At 50.4% G+C, this 21,589-nt stretch carries 11 protein-coding genes; 8 read left to right on the top strand and 3 right to left on the bottom strand.

What is annotated here, in order from left to right:
- Positions 1 to 57: 57 nt before the first annotated feature.
- On the top strand, positions 58 to 1,350 hold the full coding sequence (locus tag NNO08_RS00055; RefSeq protein ID WP_271455926.1) for an efflux RND transporter periplasmic adaptor subunit: 1,293 nt from the start codon (positions 58 to 60) through the stop codon (positions 1,348 to 1,350).
- A gap of 11 nt (positions 1,351 to 1,361) precedes the next feature.
- Positions 1,362 to 4,505, top strand: a complete 3,144-nt coding sequence (locus NNO08_RS00050) for a CusA/CzcA family heavy metal efflux RND transporter (RefSeq protein ID WP_271455925.1) — start codon at positions 1,362 to 1,364, stop codon at positions 4,503 to 4,505.
- A gap of 40 nt (positions 4,506 to 4,545) precedes the next feature.
- Here the strand turns inward: NNO08_RS00050 and rclR are convergent, their stop codons facing one another.
- Positions 4,546 to 5,400, bottom strand: coding sequence for a reactive chlorine-specific transcriptional regulator RclR (gene rclR, locus NNO08_RS00045; RefSeq protein ID WP_271449436.1), 855 nt, complete (start codon positions 5,398 to 5,400; stop codon positions 4,546 to 4,548).
- Positions 5,401 to 5,636: 236 nt separating this feature from the next.
- On the opposite strand from rclR, the gene rclA reads away from it, so the two are divergent.
- From rclA to NNO08_RS00015, 6 genes are all read left to right on the top strand, one after another.
- Positions 5,637 to 6,962, top strand: coding sequence for a reactive chlorine resistance oxidoreductase RclA (gene rclA, locus NNO08_RS00040; protein WP_271442684.1), 1,326 nt, complete (start codon positions 5,637 to 5,639; stop codon positions 6,960 to 6,962).
- A 171-nt stretch (positions 6,963 to 7,133) separates the two neighbouring features.
- The gene (gene rclB, locus NNO08_RS00035; protein WP_271456005.1) at positions 7,134 to 7,370 is read left to right on the top strand and encodes a reactive chlorine resistance periplasmic protein RclB; all 237 of its coding nucleotides are present in this window, start codon (positions 7,134 to 7,136) and stop codon (positions 7,368 to 7,370) included.
- 10 nt (positions 7,371 to 7,380) lie between these two features.
- Complete coding sequence (gene rclC, locus NNO08_RS00030) at positions 7,381 to 7,941, top strand: reactive chlorine resistance membrane protein RclC (protein WP_271455924.1); 561 nt, start codon at positions 7,381 to 7,383, stop codon at positions 7,939 to 7,941.
- 586 nt (positions 7,942 to 8,527) lie between these two features.
- Positions 8,528 to 9,223 carry a flagellar brake protein gene (locus NNO08_RS00025; protein WP_061067471.1) on the top strand — a complete coding sequence of 232 codons (696 nt, stop codon included), beginning with the start codon at positions 8,528 to 8,530 and terminating at the stop codon, positions 9,221 to 9,223.
- 15 nt (positions 9,224 to 9,238) lie between these two features.
- Positions 9,239 to 9,826 carry a helix-turn-helix transcriptional regulator gene (locus tag NNO08_RS00020; RefSeq protein WP_323604862.1) on the top strand — a complete coding sequence of 196 codons (588 nt, stop codon included), beginning with the start codon at positions 9,239 to 9,241 and terminating at the stop codon, positions 9,824 to 9,826.
- A 101-nt stretch (positions 9,827 to 9,927) separates the two neighbouring features.
- Complete coding sequence (locus NNO08_RS00015; RefSeq protein ID WP_271442689.1) at positions 9,928 to 10,695, top strand: putative bifunctional diguanylate cyclase/phosphodiesterase; 768 nt, start codon at positions 9,928 to 9,930, stop codon at positions 10,693 to 10,695.
- A 144-nt stretch (positions 10,696 to 10,839) separates the two neighbouring features.
- Here NNO08_RS00015 and NNO08_RS00010 read toward each other — a convergent pair whose 3' ends face one another.
- Positions 10,840 to 20,178 carry an autotransporter outer membrane beta-barrel domain-containing protein gene (locus NNO08_RS00010; RefSeq protein WP_271455922.1) on the bottom strand — a complete coding sequence of 3,113 codons (9,339 nt, stop codon included), beginning with the start codon at positions 20,176 to 20,178 and terminating at the stop codon, positions 10,840 to 10,842.
- A gap of 195 nt (positions 20,179 to 20,373) precedes the next feature.
- Positions 20,374 to 20,952, bottom strand: coding sequence for a LuxR C-terminal-related transcriptional regulator (locus NNO08_RS00005; protein WP_271455921.1), 579 nt, complete (start codon positions 20,950 to 20,952; stop codon positions 20,374 to 20,376).
- Positions 20,953 to 21,589 lie beyond the last annotated feature (637 nt).

Genomic DNA, 21,589 nt, shown 5'->3' with positions numbered 1-21,589 from the left:
TATTCTTGCCCGGGTTTTCCTGAACACGGGCGAGACTATCGCGCAATGGAAATCACTATGGCGTCTTTAAATATTAAAAATACCGCGCTTATTCTCGGCAGCATGATTGTCGGCGGAATTATTTCTGTCGGTGTGTATACCTATTATTCATCCGCAAAAGTATCGGCCGATACCGGCGCTGCTCAAAAAAAAGAAGAGCGTAAAGTTTTATTCTGGTACGACCCCATGTATCCCAACACGCGGTTTGATAAACCGGGTAAATCACCGTTTATGGATATGGATCTGATCCCGAAATATGCCGATGAAGAGACAGCGAGTACATCCGCACCGGGTGTGCGTATTGACCCGACGCAGACCCAGAATCTGGGGCTAAAAACCGAACCCGTGCGTCGTGGGCCATTGCAATATGCACAAACTTTCCCGGCGAACGTCAGTTATAACGAATATCAATTTGTCATTGTTCAGGCGCGTTCGGCAGGTTTTATTGAGAAGGTCTATCCGCTGACCGTGGGCGACAAAATTAAGCAGGGCTCGCCGCTTATCGATCTGACAATCCCGGACTGGGTAGAAGCACAAAGTGAATATTTATTGCTGCGGGAAACGGGCGGCAGTGCGACGCAGGTTGAAGGCATTCTGGAGAGATTACGCCTGGCGGGAATGCCAGAGGCGGACATTCAACGCTTGAAAGCGACGCGTAAAATTCAGACCCGCTTTACCCTGAAGGCCCCTATTGATGGGGTGATTACCGCGTTTGATTTACGTACTGGTATGAATATCTCAAAAGATAATGTGGTCGCGAAAATTCAGGGAATGGATCCGGTATGGGTCAGTGCTTCAGTCCCGGAATCTATCGCCTGGCTGATTAAAGACGCCTCACAATTCACCATTACCGTGCCTGCCTGGCCGGGTAAACCCTTCACCATTAGCAAATGGAGTATTTTGCCGAGTGTGGATGCCACGACGCGCACGCTCCAGGTTCGCCTGCAGGTTGATAACCCGGATGAGGCCCTGAAGCCGGGAATGAATGCCTATCTGCAACTAAAAACGCAAAGCGAACCGATGCTGCTGATCCCGTCTAAGGCGCTGATTGATACCGGTACCGAGCAGCGGGTTATCACCGTCGATAATGAAGGACGATTTGTACCTAAGCAGGTTGCCGTATTCCATGAGTCTCAGGGCTTAACGGCCATCCGCTCTGGTCTGAGCGAAGGTGAAAATGTGGTGTCCAGCGGTCTGTTTCTGATTGATTCCGAAGCGAATATTTCTGGCGCTCTGGACCGTATGCGCGCTCAGGCAAACGGGGCACACGCGGTACCCGCGATGCCAGCCCAGGCGACCCATTCACACTGAGGACATGATAAATGATTGAATGGATTATTCGCCGCTCGGTGGCAAACCGTTTCCTGGTGATGATGGGGGCGCTGTTTCTCAGCATCTGGGGCACCTGGACCATCGTGAATACGCCGGTTGATGCGCTGCCCGATCTCTCTGATGTGCAGGTGATCATCAAAACCAGCTACCCGGGGCAAGCGCCGCAAATTGTTGAAAATCAGGTGACCTATCCGTTGACCACCACCATGCTATCGGTGCCGGGAGCGAAAACGGTGCGTGGTTTCTCGCAGTTTGGCGACTCTTACGTGTATGTCATTTTTGAAGACGGTACCGATCCTTACTGGGCGCGCTCCCGTGTCCTGGAATATCTCAACCAGGTGCAGGGGAAATTACCCGCAGGCGTCAGTGCTGAAATGGGACCGGATGCGACAGGGGTCGGCTGGATATTTGAATATGCGCTGGTGGATCGCAGCGGTAAACATGATCTTGCTGAATTACGTTCGCTGCAGGACTGGTTCTTAAAATATGAATTGAAAACTATCCCTAACGTGGCGGAAGTTGCCTCGGTGGGCGGTGTGGTTAAAGAGTACCAGGTTGTCATCGATCCGATGAAGCTGACGCAATATGGCATCGGCCTGGGTGAGGTAAAATCGGCGCTGGATGCCTCAAACCAGGAAGCCGGTGGTTCATCTGTCGAAATGGCCGAAGCGGAATACATGGTCCGCGCCAGTGGGTATCTGCAGTCCCTTGATGACTTCAATAATATCGTACTGAAAACCGGCGCTGATGGCGTTCCGGTCTATCTGCGTGATGTTGCCCGCGTACAAATTGGGCCGGAAATGCGCCGTGGGATCGCCGAACTGAATGGCGAAGGCGAAGTGGCAGGCGGCGTAGTCATCCTGCGCTCAGGTAAAAATGCGCGCGAGGTGATCTCTGCGGTTAAGGCTAAACTTGAAACGCTGAAGAGCAGTCTGCCGGAAGGTGTTGAAGTAGTTACAACATACGATCGCAGTCAACTGATCGATCGCGCGATTGATAACCTGAGCTACAAGCTACTGGAAGAGTTTATCGTTGTGGCGCTGGTATGCGCGCTTTTCCTGTGGCATATCCGCTCAGCGCTGGTGGCCATAATTTCTCTGCCACTGGGACTGTGTATCGCGTTTATCGTGATGCATTTCCAGGGACTGAACGCCAACATTATGTCGCTTGGGGGGATAGCCATCGCGGTCGGTGCGATGGTTGATGCCGCAATCGTTATGATTGAGAACGCGCATAAGCGGCTGGAAGAGTGGGGGCATCAGCATCCGGGTGAAAAGCTGGATAACGACACGCGCTGGAAAGTCATCACCAATGCCTCGGTGGAAGTCGGCCCGGCGCTGTTCATTAGCTTACTGATTATCACACTGTCGTTTATCCCCATCTTCACGCTTGAAGGGCAGGAAGGACGGTTATTTGGTCCGCTGGCATTTACCAAAACCTACGCTATGGCAGGTGCTGCGTTTCTGGCCATTGTGGTGATCCCGATCCTGATGGGGTTTTGGATCCGTGGCAAGATCCCAGCGGAAAGCAGCAACCCGCTTAACCGTTTCCTGATTCGTATTTACCATCCGTTATTGTTGAAAGTGCTGCACTGGCCGAAAACGACCCTGCTGGTGGCGGTGCTGTCGATCCTGACCGTTATCTTCCCGCTGAATAAGGTTGGGGGCGAATTTTTACCGCAGATTAACGAAGGCGATCTGTTGTATATGCCTTCAACCTTACCGGGAATTTCCGCAGCACAGGCGGCAGATATGCTGCAAAAAACCGATAAGCTCATCATGACGGTTCCTGAAGTGGCGCGCGTGTTTGGTAAAACCGGTAAAGCTGAAACGGCGACCGACTCCGCACCGTTAGAAATGGTGGAAACCACCATCCAACTGAAGCCGCAGGATCAGTGGCGTCCAGGGATGACGATGGACAAAATCATTGAGGAACTGGACAAAACCGTTCGTTTACCGGGGTTGGCGAATCTGTGGGTACCGCCAATTCGTAACCGTATCGATATGCTCTCTACGGGGATTAAAAGTCCTATCGGCATTAAAGTTTCGGGTACCGTGTTGTCGGATATTGACGCCACGGCAGAGCAAATCGAAGAAGTCGCAAGAACGGTGCCTGGTGTGGCGTCCGCATTGGCTGAACGTCTGGTCGGCGGGCGTTATCTTAGCGTAGATATTCATCGTGAAAAGGCCGCCCGTTATGGGATGACCGTCGGTGATGTGCAACTGTTTATCACCTCAGCGGTAGGCGGCGCGATGGTAAGTGAAACGGTTGAAGGTATCGCCCGCTATCCGATTAATCTGCGTTATCCACAAAGCTATCGCGATAGCCCGGAAACGCTACGCAATCTGCCGATATTGACGCCAATGAAACAGCAAATCACGCTAGCGGATGTGGCGGATGTGCAGGTGGTTTCGGGGCCGTCGATGTTGAAAACGGAGAACGCGCGGCCAACCAGTTGGATCTACATTGATGCCCGCGATCGCGACATGGTGTCGGTGGTGAACGATCTAAAAAAAGCGATTGCGGAAAACGTCCAGCTAAAACCAGGGACCAGCGTGGCATTCTCCGGGCAGTTTGAGCTGCTTGAGCGCGCCAGCCACAAGCTTAAACTGATGGTGCCGATGACGCTGATGATTATCTTCGTGCTGCTGTATCTGGCATTCCGTCGTTTTGGTGAAGCACTGTTGATTATTACCAGTGTGCCCTTTGCGCTGGTAGGCGGAATTTGGTTTCTCTATTGGATGGGATTCCATATGTCGGTCGCGACCGGAACTGGATTCATCGCATTGGCAGGCGTGGCTGCCGAATTTGGTGTGGTGATGCTGATGTACCTGCGCCACGCCATTGAAGCAGAGCCTGCGCTGGAAAATCCGCAAACCTTTACCGTGGATAAACTGGATGAGGCGTTGTACCACGGAGCGGTACTGCGTGTGCGTCCTAAAGCAATGACTGTGGCGGTCATCATTGCGGGTCTGCTGCCGATTTTATGGGGAACGGGAGCCGGGTCTGAAGTCATGAGCCGTATCGCTGCACCGATGATTGGCGGCATGATCACAGCACCGTTGCTGTCACTGTTCATCATTCCGGCAGCGTATAAGCTGATGTGGCTACACAGGCATCGCACCCAGAAATAGCCCCTGCTAGCGCTCGCCTTCACTCCTTTGAAGGTGGGCGCTATGATTCCAGCGCTTTCACCCGTTTACGGTACTCGCCAGGCGTGCAACCGAATTCACGCAGAAAAACTTTGTGAAAAGATGACTCGCTGGCATATCCCACCGATTCGGCAATCACGACCAACGGTTGGGCGCCGCGCGACAGCATCTGGGCGGCGAATTGCAGACGCAATGTGGTGAGTACGGCGAGCGGCGTGGAGTTTGAAACCTCGCGAAACAGTTGGGCAAAACTGGCCCTGGACATATGCGCGCGCTGCGCCAGTTCTTCAACACTCCAGGGATGTGCGGGTGATTCCAGCATCTGGAACACCACGGCTCCCAGTCGGGGATGTAATAGCAGATTCAGCACATTTTTGGCGGGGGGAGCCTGAGATAACCATTCGCGAACGGCAAACGTGAAAAGCGTGGCGCATTGCTGGCTGCACACAACGTTGGAACCGGGCAGCATGCTCAATGATTCCTGCTGCATCAGCCCAATCATCGCCTTAAGCCAGTGGTAAGCGGGGCTATTTTCGCCAGGTGCCAGCAGCAAAACTTCCGGCAGCGCGGTTAAGAAATAGCGGGAGGATGTCTGTAGTTGCAGACTTCCGCAGACAATATGCGTTTGCTCTTCACCTGACTGGCACAACCGATGCGCGGAGTTTTGCGGCAAGATGACTACCGTACCTGGACGCAGTGTATAAGTGTTGCCGTCAGGCATCTCCAGTAAAGCGCTACCCTGGGTTACCGTATGCCAGCGGATCACGGATAACTCACCTGCTGCATGAGGGAGTTGCCAGTCTCTGCTCAATAGGCAGTTTTGATCAATAGAACCCTGCGGATCGTTAAGCATTAGCAAGCGGCTAAGTGCATCCATAAAGACTCCTGAACAATTTTTATTGTCGTTGATAGAACCGTAATTATCGTCATCTTTTTACATTAAGGTAATACCATCAAATGGTTACTTTATATTTTATCTGGGGGCTTTTAAGTTTTTATTATATGGCTGTAGACGATTGAACAAAAAGTGGCGCGTTATGGATATGCTGACCTGACAGGGCACTGCCTATAATCCAGAGTAACAAATGAACAATGACTTTGCGGAGAGGCAGTATGAAACAGTATCAGGCGATCATTATTGGATTTGGCAAAGCAGGTAAGACGCTGGCGGCTACGCTGGCAAAGACGGGCTGGCGGGTAGCGATTATTGAGCAATCCAACACCATGTATGGCGGAACATGCATTAATATCGGCTGTATTCCAACCAAAACCCTGGTGCACGATGCTGAGCTTCAGCATGACTTTGCGACTGCGATGCAACGTAAAACTTCCGTGGTCAGTTTTCTGCGCGATAAAAACTTCCATAATCTGGCCGATCTGGAAAATGTGGATGTGATTGAAGGGCGTGCTGAATTTGTCGACAACCATACCGTGCGGGTAATGCAGTCGACAGGAACGATTGAGCTGAGCGGTGAGAAGATTTTTATTAATACCGGTGCACAGTCGACGATTCCGGATATTGAGGGATTATCCAGTACGCCAGGCGTCTTTGACAGCACGGGGTTGCTGAATTTGACCCAACGCCCACAGCACCTGGGTATCCTGGGAGGGGGCTATATCGGCGTTGAGTTTGCGTCGATGTTTGCCAACTTCGGCAGTCAGGTCACTATTTTTGAGGCTGCACCACTGTTTTTACCCCGTGAGGACCGGGATATCGCCGATGCGATCGCTGATATTTTACGCGATAAAGGCGTAGAGCTGATCCTCAATGCTAAGGTGCAGTCGGTTTCGTCTCAGGATGGCGCGGTGCAGCTACAGATGCCGGAAGGGGAACAGGTTGTTGACGCACTGCTGGTCGCATCAGGCCGCAAGCCGGCGACCGAACAGCTGCAACTGAAAAAAGCCGGTGTCGATGTGAACGATCGTGGCGGCATTATTGTGAATAAGTATTTGCGGACATCGGCGGATAACATCTGGGCGATGGGAGATGTAACGGGGGGGCTGCAATTTACCTATATCTCACTGGACGACTTCCGTATTGTGCGTGATGGTCTGTTAGGCGAAGGGCTGCGAAACACCGGCGATCGGCAAAATGTGCCATATTCCGTGTTTATGACACCGCCGCTTTCCCGCGTGGGGATGACTGAAGAGCAGGCTCGTGCCAGTGGTGCGGCGGTACAGGTGGTGACGCTTCCCGTCGCTGCGATTCCACGGGCGCGAGTCATGGATGATACGCGTGGTGTACTTAAAGCGGTGGTGGACACGGATACGCAGCGGATATTAGGTGTCTCACTGCTGTGTGTGGATTCGCATGAGATGATTAATATCATTAAAACGGTGATGGATGCCGGGTTACCTTATACCGTATTGCGCGACCAAATATTTACCCATCCAAGTATGAGTGAGTCATTAAACGATCTTTTTTCTCTCATTCAATAATAAATATAGCGTCTGCATCTTTGCCCCACTTGTGTGGGGCTTTTTTTTATCATGTTTTTATAAAGCAATACTATCGAACAGCTATTCTGGCGTTCTGGAATAAATGAAATTAGTGGCTGTGTTTTATTATATCGGTACTGAAATTACGAATGAATGGAAATAGAAATGAACATGGTTAAAACGACGCTACTGATGACAACGTTATTGGCGGCACCAGTGACTTTTTCCGTACTGGCCCAGACACCAACCGAACTGGCCCACGTCAGTGTATCCGCTGTTTCAGCGGCACCTTCTGTTGTCGAAGCGGCCATTGCTAAACTGGCGCAAGAAAAGCAGGCATCCTCATGGAAAATTACCTCGATGAGAATTGATAGCAGTACTTATGCCACTGCCATTTTGTACAAGTAGGATTGCTGTCATGGAAAAATATCTTCGTTTACTGGGGCAGGGGGATCGAATTGGATTAACCTTGATTCGCCTCAGTATTGCGATTGTCTTTATCTGGATTGGTTTATTGAAATTTATACCTTATGAAGCTGACAGTATTACACCGTTTGTGGCAAACAGCCCGCTGATGTCATTCTTTTATGAGCATCCGAATGAATACCAACAGCATTTGACGCACGAAGGTGAGTTAAAACCGCAAGAGCGAGAATGGCAAACTGCGAATAATACGTATCGCTTCTCTAATGGGCTTGGCGTAGTTGAAATTATTATCGCGTTGCTGGTGCTTGCTAACCCGATCAGCCGGTGGTTAGGATTGATGGGGGGAGTGCTGGCATTTGCAACGCCGGTTGTCACCTTGTCGTTTTTAATTACCACACCAGAAGCATGGGTTATGCCATTGGGTGATTTACACCACGGCTTTCCGTATTTATCGGGGGCGGGACGTCTGGTGCTAAAAGATACGTTAATGTTGGCTGGGGCAGTAATGATAATAGCTGATTCTGCCCGAGCAATCGTTAAACAACAGTATTGAATTTTTAACGCTGTACCCTCTGTAAGATAGTTTGCCACTCTAATTTAATTCGGTATTTACCGGGGCCAGCATGATGCTGGCCTTTTTTATCACTTAAGTTAAATTATGACTAATATACCTGAATAATGCATTCTTCCCTGTGAAAGGAGACGTCATGGTATTGGTATCAGTTGGCTAATGACCCCCCGCTGGATATTGTGCCTGTAGGTTCAGCTCCCCTCCATCCACGCTCTGTCTTGTCAACCCCTTAGTTTTACAGCATTTTTTCTATTTTATTTCTATGCGATTATTGCTATTTATTATCTCAAAATCGTATTTTTATAAGTCTTGTTATTCGCTTTTGTTATAGCTATTGCGTAGGTTTGCATGGTTTTAGGCATGGCTTAAGCTAAAATTAATTCTGATTAAATGTTTTTACGTATCAATAAATGACAAAAGATAGTTAAAAACTTAAGTTTTAATCAACTGTTCGACATGGAATCCACTATGGTAATTAGGCGCCAGGGGTGGATGCTGATCTCGCGTTTTTGTCTGTCATCAGACCGGGGCCGAGACATATCTTAAATATGGAAATAAGGGTTTTAGAATGAACTTTGGATTAGCAAAGGACAACAAGTTTGAGATCATCGCTATCCTTCGTGAAGAGCTGCATAAGAAGACGAAGCTGGAAGTTTTATGTGAAAACACCAGCGTCATCACGCAGTTAGAAAGGATCGATTTCGAACGCTTTGTGGTCACCGGTCATGAAGACATCATTCCTGAAAAGATCCAGTACTTTATCCTGCACAGTGACAGCGGGATTATAAAATTTAGCGCCAGATTTGAAGCAACCCCATCAACAGGTGCTGAGGCAGGATTATCCTACCTCATCCCGGATATGATTTTCTTTGCCCAACAGCGACAGAATCAGCGGTTTTCTTTTCTGAAGGGGTTCGATTTTTTCTGTTTTGGTCGTTACAAAAACGGAGAGAACTACTCACTTAAGATTAAAAACATCTCTCAGGGTGGCTGTGCGTTAATCGCTAAAGATGTTAATGCCCGTTTTCTTTACAAGGATGCAGTGATTAAAAATGCTGCTCTGGATTTTGATACGTTCGGCAGTTTTCAGCTTGATTTAAAGGTCATTGATGTCGTCGCGATCAACGAATTTGATGAGGATAATCAGTTGTATTCCTGTCATCAGGTTTCTTGCGAGTTCGATTTTAAGAACCGTCGTGAAGAGGCTGAAGTTGAGAAAACCATTATTAAATTTTTAATGAGTAATAAAATTAGAAGCTTATAAGGAGCGATGAACAGGATGTTGATGTGTGGCAGTGATAATTTTGTGGGCAACGGTATGTTTGCCTACCTGACAAGCAAACATGTGCCGATAAAAACATTCCAGTTTGAGGATATGTTGCAGCAGTCGTCATTATGCCAGCATCAGACAATGGTTTTTAATATCATTAACAATGAACAGCCGTGTTCCGCCATTGTGCAGTTTTTGAATAAAAACCGGTTCAAGTTTTATAATAGCGTCGTCGTCATCGTCGCTGATAGTTTGGTGGCGAAATTATGTGTTGAATTATTATACGTTGAAAAAACGATAGTATTGACTGAGAAATCCTCATTACGTGATTTTTCTCAGTTGGCAACGTTATCGGTCGGGAAATGGAATCCCCGGCTGTATCGCTCGCAGAAAAGATTGACGGAAAGAGAACAACAAATCCTCAGTCTATTGGTAAGTGGTTATTCTGCCAAGGAAATTTCTGAGCTGGTTAGTCTGAACTATAAGACTATTCAGGCGCATAAAATGAGAGTTGTCGCCAAGCTGGGACTGACCAATACATCTGATCTGAATAAACTGATTGTCAGATTTACCCATAGCATGTCTTTTTTACCCTAACCTGGCTATTCTTTTCTGATGTAGCGCACTTAACAGCAGGTACAACTCGGGAGTGATTTTGACTGGTTTTTAATGTATATGATTTGTAAAGGGAGAGGGGAATGTTTAATTCCGATGAGGTGCTCACCGCGCTTGAAAAGGCATTGAATACCAGTCAGCTTTATATGGTTTATCAGCCTATTTTTAATTTACATACCGAGTGTATTAGCGGGTTTGAAGCATTAATGCGGTGGAACAGTCCTCAGATGGGTATGATTTCTCCTGATGTGTTTATCACGTTACTGGAAGACAGTGGCAATATATTTTCAATTGAAGATATGGTTGCCAGTCCACCGTGGAATGTTGCGAGTGCCTGGCCTGAACCTCTTGTATTATCAGTAAATATTTCTGCGCTTGAATTCTGCGATCCTCTTTTACCTCAACGAATAAGACAAAACCTAGCCGCTTCCGGCCTTCCGGTTCATCGATGCCAGATTGAAGTAACGGAAACATCGCCGCTGTGTGACAGTCAAATAGCGGCGAAAAATATGACGGAACTGAAGGCAATAGGGGTCAAATTAGCGCTCGATGATTTTGGTACCGGGCACGCTAATCTTAATTATCTGCTGAAATATCCTTTTGATACCTTAAAAATTGATAAAGAGTTTGTCACCGAAATAGAACCCGACACTAAATCGACAAGGATTATTGAGGGCATCATTTCTTTAGCGCACAATTTTGGCATTGAAGTCCTGGCCGAAGGGGTCGAAACCCAGTCTCAACTTGATCGCCTGACGCAGATTGGCTGCGACAAAATTCAAGGCTTCTTCATTTCTCCCCCGGTGTTGGCAGAAGAGATCCCTTCACTGTTAGCGCAATATAACCGTTAATCCCTCCTTATTTACGTTTCCCAATCCCTTGATTGTTCCGCGTTGCTGGTAAGTCTGTCAGCCTGATAAGCGTAGCGCATCAGGCGGCCCTGAACGGCAAAAAAAAGCCCCCTGTGAACAGGGGGCTTGCGAGGTTATGCCTGCTTAAAACGATTTCTTAAAGCCAATAGACGCATTGACCGGGGCTTCAACCTGCGATTTATTGCTGCCGTTGCTGAACTGTGTCCCCAGTTCGCCGTAGACCTGCAGATTACGATCGATAGACCACGACAGACCCGCTGCAACCTCGGTGCTGGAGTACTGCTGTGAAGATTCCAGTGTGGTAGTGGCGACCGCATTGCTGAAGTGCGTTTTATCTTTGGAACCCAGACCCTGCCAGACGTTTACCCGGCCGTACGGCTGGAACTTGCCGTGGTTGGTGTCGTAGTCCGCGACCAGACGCACGCCCAGACGCGCAGTAAATGAATCGGCGGTGTCCATATTCACTCTCGTTTGGGTTACACCATCCAGCGTGCTGTTATCAAAGTCGCTGTACTGATAGATCAACTGGGCCTGCGGTTCCAGGCTCCAGGCGCTGGCACCTAAACGGAATGCTTTACCCACTTCAGTTGAGGCCGTCAGCGTATTGCCTTTGACGGTGTAAGAGCCGTTGTTACCCGATGCCGACAGGCGGGATTTATGGTTCCCGTACTGCAGCACGTTATCGACATACATACCGTCACCAGAGAACCAGGTGGCATAACCGCCAACGTAAAATGCGTTGTCGTCGATGTTGCCGCCTTTGCCGTTGCTGCCCGTTTTACTGCCTTTCACATTGCTGTCGATATCCAGAATGCTGGTGTACATACCGGCTTTCCAGCTTTCATTGGCGTACATATCGACGCCGACCTGAATACCCATGGTATGGGAGCTGGTTTGCGTACCGGCTGCATCATCCAGTTTGGTTTTACCGGAATAACCAATCATTCTCGCCCAGGCGCGATTGTCTTCATCAATACCCGGTTTAACCTCATCACCCATACGTTGGTGCATGTTGCCCAGCAGACTGATGTCACCCTGGCGAACCACGCTGGCGAGACCGGAATACAGCATGGTTTCCGGACGATATTCACTCCGCAGATACCAGTTTTCGCCCTGACCCTGAGCATTCCCGGCGTGGAGCTGATACTCAAAGGCACCCGCAGCCATACGCTCAGCGGCAAGATGGAAGGCATCCCGCGACGTTTGCGCCGTCGTCGTTGCGCCATTGAGCGCCGTGACCACTTCGATACCGTCACCCACGGTCGGTGCGCCGAGCCCGGAACCGTCGATATCCAGCAACGTGCTTCCGCTGGCTTTACCGCCATCAATAATCAGTCGGTCGGCAATACCTGTGCCGCCGGCATTCTGCCGGGCCGCCATGTTGATAGTGCCTTGTTCGCCGCTGTAATCCCCTTTAACCGTTAAGGTTGTACCAGGGTGCTGGCCGATAAGTGATACATCACCACCGTTGCTCAGCCCGGCGACTGTCTGGTTATAACCCTGGGTATTCAGGGTGGTGCCCGCGACAACATAGTGGTGCGAGGCGGCACTCAGGGTGTTGGTATCACCGGCTTGCAATACCCCGCTGGTGATGAGTGTTGCACCGCTGTAGCTGTTTTGACCTTGCAGCTCCGTCGTACCATTACCGGTCTGATGCAGCTGGCCTGCACCACTGATGTTTCCGCTTAACGCCAGCGTATCGGCGCGATTAACGTTGAGCACGCCGTTATCAACGATGTCCCCTTCAATACTACCTATCGTACCGCCGGTACCGAGCTGCAATACACCTTGTTCGATGGTGGTGCCGCCGGTATAGGTGTTATCCAGCGTCAGCGTCAGTGAACCTTTACCGGTTTTGGTCAGTTGACCGTTACCTTCGACTTCCGTCAGCAGGGATACATCATGTCCGTTGGTGTCGAATGTCCCACCACCAGATTCCAGCGTAACCTGACGTGCGGTATCAAACGCTTCACCATATTTCAGCGTACCGCCGTTGAAGGTGATTCCGGTTTCTGCTGTGCCGAGGTTGGTATCGCCTGCAACCTGAAGCGTCCCTGACGTGATAGTCGTACCGCCGCTGTAGGTGTTGTTGCCTGTCAGGATTAATGTACCGAGGTCGCCTTTATTCAGACCACCGGTACCGCGGATCACGCTATCAATGGTTGCGGTGTAGTTGATACCATCGACCGTGCCATCGCCGACGCGAATCAAGGTATTGGCGGTATCGGTAGTGATGGCTTCACCGCCTACACGATAACCGTCGGTGGCGAATTGTGCGCCACTGATGATCACGTCGCCTTTGCTGTTATCGACGGTCACATTACCGGCTTCCCCCTGGAAGACGGCAAATGCGGCATCGGTAAACGGTGCGTTCAGCGCGCCTTCTGGCGTAGACTCATCCGTCGTCCAGTTGTCGTTCCCCTGGCTTGACTGCCAGATACCATCACCGCCGTTGATGACGCCGTTATTTTTCAGCTCGCCATTTTCACCGCCGGTACCGTCCCAGAAGCGCAGCGTCAGCCCGGCATGGTTGACCAGGTTGACCTGATTTTTCACCGATGTTTGCACGTACAGGCTGTCAGCCGCTTCCGGCGCGTTAGCAATATCCATCACATTGTTAGTCAATGTGCCGGTGTAGTTGATGACGCGATAGACGCCAACGTCAAAGCTACCGCCCGGTGAGGTTTCAATGTTGAGCTTACCGTCGAGCGTCAGATCGCCATTCACGTCAATCAAGTCGTTGAAAGCACCGCCCGGGGTATAAGCCTGTCCAAACTGATAATCCAGTTGGGCGTTATCGCTGAGCGTCAGAGAACCGGTAGTCAGTTTACCCACGCTATTGATGGCGGCACCGGCAGTAATGTGGCCGTTATCCTGCACATCGACCGCACCGCCGATAATACCGTTACCGCCGAGGGTGGCACCCGATTTCACTGTGACCTGACCGGTAGAAGCAGACTGATTGCCGTTGACCAGCAACACGCCCTCATTGACATCCGTGATACCGGTGTAGGTGTTGTCGCCTGTCAGGATCAACGTACCGTTCCCCACTTTCACCAGGCTACCGTCGTTGCCGCTGATAATGCCGCTGATGGTGTCAGGAAGGTGTAGATTTCCCAGCGACAGTTGCTTACTACCCAACTCGACGTTACCTGCGCCGGACAACGAACCGATGGCGGTCTCGCTGTTTACTGCGCTGATATCTACCAGACCGCCTGCAAGGTTTTCCACGCGAGTATTTTCTGCCATCGCCTCATCGGCCATGGTCATCAGCCCACTGTTGGTCACAATGGCATTCCCGCCGCTGGCATTGTCTTCCAGCGCCAGTGTGCTGTCTTTCGCCACGCTGACCGTCGCGTCACCGGCTGTTGCGTTGTTTGAGAGTACGGCTTTGGCTTTACCTGTCAGATTCAGTTTGGCACTGGCGGCGGTGACGGTATCTGCCAGCGTTAACAGGCTGTCGGCAATGTTCATGGTCAATGATTGCAGACGGGTGTCTGCGCCGCTGACGTTAAGCGTTGCCCCATTATTAACCGTGATGGTGCTGCTCTCGTTGCTGCCGAATACCCCTGTTTTGCTGGCATTGACCGTCACATTGTTGCTATTACCGGTACCGGCAATTTCTGTGTCGCCTTTGTAGCTGTTGGCACGGTCGAGCGTCAGAGTACTGCCCGCATCGCTTGAGCTACTGGTGACTTTCAGTTTGCCATCACTGGTAATCTCGCCGGTCGGCGTGAAGTGGTGCGAATTGAGATCGAATACGGCCGCATTAGCATTGGCGCCCAGCTCAATGGTGCGATTGCTGGTTAAATCTGCGCCTAATTGCAGCGTCGAGGCGTTGTTAATCGCCAAATCGGTTCCGCTCTGGCCGAGGTTGCTGTCAGAGGCGATCTGCAACGTACCGCCATCAATTCGCGTGCCGCCGCGATATGTGTTATCCCCGCTTAGGATCAGACGGCCGAGGTCGGTTTTCACCAGTGTCAGTTTGTCGTTGGTGCTGGCTTCACGAAGGATTGACTCAATGGTTGCCGTAAAGTTTTGTCCCGCACCACCGGCGCCTACGCGCAGCAACAGTTCACCGGTTCCCGGTGTCTGCCCCGCATGGGTGGCATTTTCTGTGGTGGCCCAGGCGTTAAGTGCATCGCCTTTTACGACGTAACCATCGGCATCAAACTGCGCGCCAGAGAAGTTGACGTCACCTGCAGCGTTATCCACGGTAACGGTGCCACCCTGGGTGGTGAATACGGCAAAGGACTTCTGCGCCCACGGGGCGTTGCCCTCGCCGGTCGCTGTCGTCCAGTTGTTGTCACCCTGAGCACCGATCGCCATCCATTTACCATCGCCACCGTCAATCTTGCTGTTGCCTTCAATGCCCGTTAAGCCGTGGTTCTGGCTGGTGGTTGCGCCATCCCAGAATTGCAGGGTCACGCCATTGGCATTTACCAGGTTGACCTGTTTGTCGATAGAGGTCTGGACAAAAATGTTGCTCTTATCCTGACTGTCCGGTACAGCACCTAACTCCAGCGTCTGGTTATTCAGCGTACCGCCGTAGTTATAAATACGGTACACACCAGGGCCGAAATTCCCGCCTGATGATGTGGTGACATCCAGAGTCCCATCCAGTTGCAGATCGCCTTTGACGTCGATCAGGTCATTCAGCTTACCGCCCGGTGTATAGGCCTGGCCCAGTTCGAAGGCGGACGTCGTTTTGCTGCCAAGCTGCAGATTACCGTTAATGGATAACGTACCCGCACCGCCGTCACCAGCGCTAATCGTTGTAGCATCGTTCATCAACACGTTGCCGCCGATAATGCCATTACCACCCAGTGTGGATGTGCCGCTGACGGTGGTTGCGCCACGTGCCGCGCTTTGATCGCCATTCACCAACAGCGTGCCGTGGGTGACCGTTGTGTCGCCGGTATAGATGTTGTTGCCGGCCAGACGGGTAATGCCGCCACCTATTTGCTGCAGTGCACCGATACCGGAAATAACGCCGTTCAGCAGGACGTCGTTGGCGCGATTAATTACCAGTATGCCGTTATCGATGATGTCAGAAACGTCGCTGACTTCGCCCGTATTTCCGCCGGAACCTAACTGCAACGTACCTGTTTGCGCAATGGTGGTAGAGCCTTTGTAGCTGTTGTTGGCGGTAAATACCGTGGTACCGCCTGCCGCACGTTCGAACTTCCCGTCGCCGCTGATAGTACCGTTATAGATTTGCGCTGCGGTGTTATCACCCTGGGTATCAAAGATGACCCGGCTGTCTGGGCCTTGAGTCGTCACATCGTAATCAGCAATCGTTGCCGCGGTGCTGGTGGATTCACCGTGATCGCCTGTACGCAGCGTTGCACCGCCGGTAACGGCAATGGTTTGGCTGGCCAGTTCCAGACGGTCGACAATACGCATATCCGCCTTTTGACCGCTAATCGTCAGTGAATCCCACCCCGTGCCGATGTTGGTGCCAGTGGTCAGGTTATCGCCGCTCAGGCTGCCAATTTTTGCACTGATGCCATGTGTATCGGTGAAGGTGAGGGCGTTGCCGCTACCGGCTTTCGTAGTGATGTGGCGGGTCTCATTCAGTTCAACGTCGCCAATATTGGCTTTATTGTTGCCGTTGGCTCCCGCGAAATTCACTTCGCCCGCAAAAGAGCCACTACGCCAGTTAAAGGTATCAGTGCCTTCACCCGTGTTGATCACGCCACTGGTCGTGCCTTTACTGATATCAATCGTGTCATTGCCCTTGCCCGATTCGATAGCCACCGCTGTGTCGGTCAGGGCCTGAAGGGTACCGGTGTTGGTAATGGTTTTATTACTGTCGCCGCTGGCGTCAATCACTGGAGCCGTGGTGCTGGCTGAGACAATTTTTCCGCTGTTGGTCAACGCGCTGACGTTTTTCGCGATGATGGCAGAGCCACCGGCGGCGTTTCGCACATTGATATCGGCACTGGTAGTGACTTTACCGTTTGTGTTGGCGCGGATACCGCTGCCTTCGCTATTCAGTACCTCAATGGTATAGCCTTTACCGATGGCCAGGTTACCCGTTGTCGCGCTCCCGTCGTGCTGCTCAAAAGCGAAGCCGGTACCTTTACCATTGACGTTCAGGATGTTATCAAGCCCATCTTTCATGTTCAGGGCAACGCTGGTGCGGATCCCCGCGCCGTCGTTGGCATCGATGGTCACATTTTGCAGTGTGATATTGGTGTTGTTAGCATCGTTTTGAATACCTGCGCCTGTGCCATCAGCACGGATCTTCACATGCTGCGCTGACAGGTCGCCGGCTTTATCTGCCAGACGAATGCCATCGGCGGTGCCGTTGGTGGTAATGCTGTCGCCACTAATGCCGTTAATCTGCAGGCTGGCCCCTTCCGTCAGCAATACGCCAGCGGTGCCATCATCAACCTTAACCTGGCCCAGTTGATTAATTTGCGCACTGGCACCCGACGCGCGAACGCCGATACCGTTGCTGACATGCAGAGCGGAGGCGGATTTATTGGTCAGACTCCCGCCTTGTTGAACGTCCACGCCGATACTGTCGACGCTGGCAAGATTGATACTCGATTCGCTATCGAGGATCAGGTTACCCAGATTTCTCGCTATATAGGCAATCACTTCATTGCCACTGGCTTCAGAGGTGATCTTCGCGTTTGAGGTAAGCGTCGTGCTGGTGGCATTGTCCTGATTGCGACCATTGAGCTGATGCGCCTGGCCATCAACCACCCCGGCAACGGTACGTTCACCGGTTAAATTAATGGTGGTTTTGTTGCTGATATTACCGCTGGCGCCGCCTTCGATGACCAGCGCTGCGGAATCGCTACCCTGCACGGTAAATGTGGCTTCACCAGTATCGACTTTACTGCCTGCGCCGGTAGCGAGAACGCCAACAGAGTTTTTGCCGCTTAAGGTGAGATCAAGGTTGGATTGGGTCGGGCTCTGCGGATCGTTGGGGTCGCCGGACAACAATGCACCATTGGCAATACGGAAAATGGTGGTACGTTCTTTACCGTTGTCATTCATCACCGCCTGACCAATATTGGCGGTAGCGCCTTCCCCATACAGATAATAGCCAATCTGATCGGTGTTGTTGAACACCGGGCTGCTCAGGTTGTCGACGTTAGCAATGGCGTTATCACGTACGTGCACGCCGATATTCCCGACCTTGTCCAATATGATGTTGGAATAGACGTTGACTGTCGCCTGTCCGTTGGTGCCACCTTCAGCCCAGACCGCATAGTTACGATCGTTGATGCCACCCGTACCATCTACGATAATGGAACCTGTATCGCTGGTGGTTACTGCGGCGTTCTTTTTGTTGGCGCTGACGTGGATCCCCACGTTATTCGTGCCGTTGACGTTAATCTTGCCGTCGTTTCTGATTTGCTGATTATTTTCCGCGCCGCTGTCACGCACGGAGATACCGTAGTTCTTGCTGTTCCCTGCATCCCCATTACCATTGATGACGATGTTGCCCGTATTCAGTACGTTACCGGTTGCGTTGCCGATCAAAATTCCTGCCGCGTTACGGACACCGGTGCCCAAGGTGATGAGACCGTTGTTAATAACCTCTTGGGTACTTTTGGTCATAATCCCGGCGCTCAGGCTGGCACCACCGGGCATGATGACATCCTGGGTCAGGTTACTTGCGTCACGCCCCAGGTAAATAGCGGCATCGGCACTGTTGGTAAAGGTCGCATTTCCCGCAACTTCCACGCCAAAGGCGGTGCCGTCACCGTAAGACGCACCGTTTTTCCGTCCGTCGACGACGTTAATATTGCCGTTATTGACGCCTTTTGCCTCGCCGGACAACTGCATACCAATGGCCAGCGTCAGTGAAGCATCCGGGACATCTTTGCTCCAGGGATCGGCGGCAGATGCGGTGCCGAAGTTATCGGTGGTGATAGCCTGGTTGATGGTGCCTTCGTTGGTGATAACGCTGGTACCTTGCCCCTGCATACCGAATGCGCCGTAGCTGTTGACGTTTTGATTACCATCTTTATCAATGAACAGGCCTGAGTTGATAGTCCCGCGGTTGGTTGCTTCGGCGTTTTGCGCCAACATGCCAATCGCCAGGCTTTGCCCGCCAGAACTGCGTAGCGCGTTCAGCTCGCCGAGGTTGTTGATAACCCCACCGTCAATGGCTTTCATGACGCCATTAATACTGCCGTCAACGGCGATTATCGCCCCTTTGTTCAGGGTGCCGGTAGTGCCAGCGCCGTTGGCATAAATGGCATGCAACTCACCGCGCGCGGCAGTGGCGTTGTTGGTATGTGAGTCGCCATCGGTCCAGACTTTGTAGTCCCAGGTGAGCTCGTCAGACGGCTGACTGGAATGAATTAAGCTATCGATATACCCGGCATACTTTGCTTGTGCTGCTGTGGCGGTTGTGACCTCTTTTGCATCCAGCCACAATTGGATTTGGCTGACCTTATCCCCATTGGCATTTTCTGCGGCGTCGTCACTTCTGCCCAACAGGAAGTCGTTAAAATCGGCCAACTCCTGCGTACTGGTAATGGTGAATGTGCGCACCCCGGTTTCGATAACCTTGCCATCTGCGTCATAGCCATAAGTCATCAGCGACACATCATCGCCAAAGACAGAGGTTTGCTTTGAGCCGGTGAACGTTTGTGTGGGGACCACGGGTGCTGCGTTAAATTTTATATAGTTGTCAGACTGCCAGTTTACCTGGCTGTTGGTGCCTTGTGCTTCCAGTAAGGAGGAGTCTTTGGCCAGTAACTCGATGGTATTGGCTTTGTCGCGTACATGGAGCGTGTCATTACCTATGTTCAGGTTGGCCGTAGCGCCATGGGTTGCCAGTGCGATACCAAACTGCTTATAGATTTCAGACTTGGTTGCATCATAAGTATTTAAGACGAAATCGCCGATTTGCGATTTAGTAAGAAAACTACTTAACACATTGGTATCAAAGACTTTAATGGTTTCTGAACCGTCCGGGAATGCGGGGTCAACCACCGTGAAGTTTTCGCTTTGAGAAGGCTCAGCCGATTGGTTATACGTCAGGTATTCCGCCAGCTCTTCAGGTGTGGTGATTGTTTTGGCACCCTGGCCTGGGCTGGTGGCCTGCAGCGTGATTTTTTTTTCTTGCAGCAATTTACTGATGGTGGTTGATTCTACAACGCCGCTTTGACCCGGATTAATCGTCGGGATTGCGCCGCTGATATTGAGCTCCTGACTGGCGGTTTTATTTTCATATAAGAAGCCGTAGTCGTGGGGAGCCTGATAAACGTCCGCAGAAATACCGTTCTGGAAGTCGTCAGAAATATTTCGCTCGCCCGTCGCGGTAATCTGCGCCGCTGAAGCCATCATCGTAGCGCCACTTAATGCGCTGGCTGCCAGTACCGCAACAGTTTTACGGGAACTGCTTTTCTTCTTACCTCTGGTTAATTCAGAGACGACAACCCAGATACCGAGTGCCGCGTTCCAAATAATGCTGTAAACCTTATTCATATATAACCCTCGTCTACATTCCTGTTATGTATGTGTTAATACGTTGAGTTGTTGGCTATGGTTGGCACGCGGATGTGCTACCCGGTATGTCGGTTTTCGAAAACAGTGATCCCTTCCGGGCTATGCGGAATTAAAAAACGAGCCGAAAGAAAATCTTTAATAATTAACCGTGATTACTATCCTTAAATAAGTCAGTTACGGCTGGCTATAGTGAGAAATGGTGTACTTAAGCCGGGTATTACTTTTACCCAGCTTTCTGGCAATGTTGCTTTTGTACGCCCCGATTGTTTTTTCACTTTTTTGCGATACGCCGGCGATTTGTGTCAGTGACCACCCCCGGGCTAGCATCATCATCACATTGAATTCGTTGGTCGTTATTTTTGTCTGTAGTTCTTTGATATTGCGTGGCTTTTTGTTGTTTGTGATACAAGTGATTGTTTGCAATAGCTGATCAAGGCTGGTGTCCTGATCGAGGAACTGCAGAGCCATTCCGCAAACAGTTTGAAAAATAGAAAAAGTGGCTTCATCGGCTAAAACGATGATCGTTGTGGATGGTCGTATAGCCATATTGCGGATAATCCTGGCATATTTTAAAAAATCTGATTTGTCAGGATTAATAATGATGCAATCCGTTTCATGAGATAGCGTTTGGACGGCAGAAAGCGTCTGGGAGGAATGGTACGCGATATCAATATATAATGATGAGCCACGTAGGATTTCTCGCATGCCTAGCCAGGGGTAAATTGAGTCACCCAAAAAAATAGCTTTAGACATAACGATCTCCTTGAAATTTTGGTGCAAGCAGTCGCCTCTTTTTTTTAGTTAAAAAAGAGTTTCTCGCGATGCATGAAATGTTAATTAATTCTCGTATGCCCTAAATAATTCCAGTTGCAGGAAGTCCGGGGAGTGAATTCCCAGGCGTACAGATGCTATGTGGCTGAGGTGAACTAACGCAGCCAACGCATAGGCAACTTGAAATATGACGGGTATATTTCGCTCTTTGCTTTGAACGCATCCTTATTTATTCGGATATCAACAGATATTTTCTGTCTTTATTTAAATCATTAACTATTCTTAAAGTAGATATTACACTTTGTTAAAATTTAAGATAAATCGTTTAAATCACCTCTGTGAAGATGATTGATAGATTTCGCTTATTGATCGGCGGGGTTTTGTGTCCGTCGATTCGATAATGACAGGGGATTCCTATAGGTTTTGAAGGGGGATATTGTTAATTATTAGTAATTTCAAACAGATATGTGATTTTCTTAACGGGGAAGGAAACAACCAGGAGAATTCTTAATCAAAGACAGGGCCGGAAAGGAGATAAATGTTCAGAAGAAGAAAATAGCGTTTGATTTGAATTAATGGGCTGTAAATGAAAATAATTTAGATTTATATTCTTTTGGTT

The organism is Citrobacter sp. Igbk 17, assembly GCF_028069775.1.
In the GTDB taxonomy this organism is placed as follows: Bacteria; Pseudomonadota; Gammaproteobacteria; order Enterobacterales; family Enterobacteriaceae; genus Citrobacter.
This window is presented reverse-complemented; position numbering and strand designations above follow the sequence as displayed.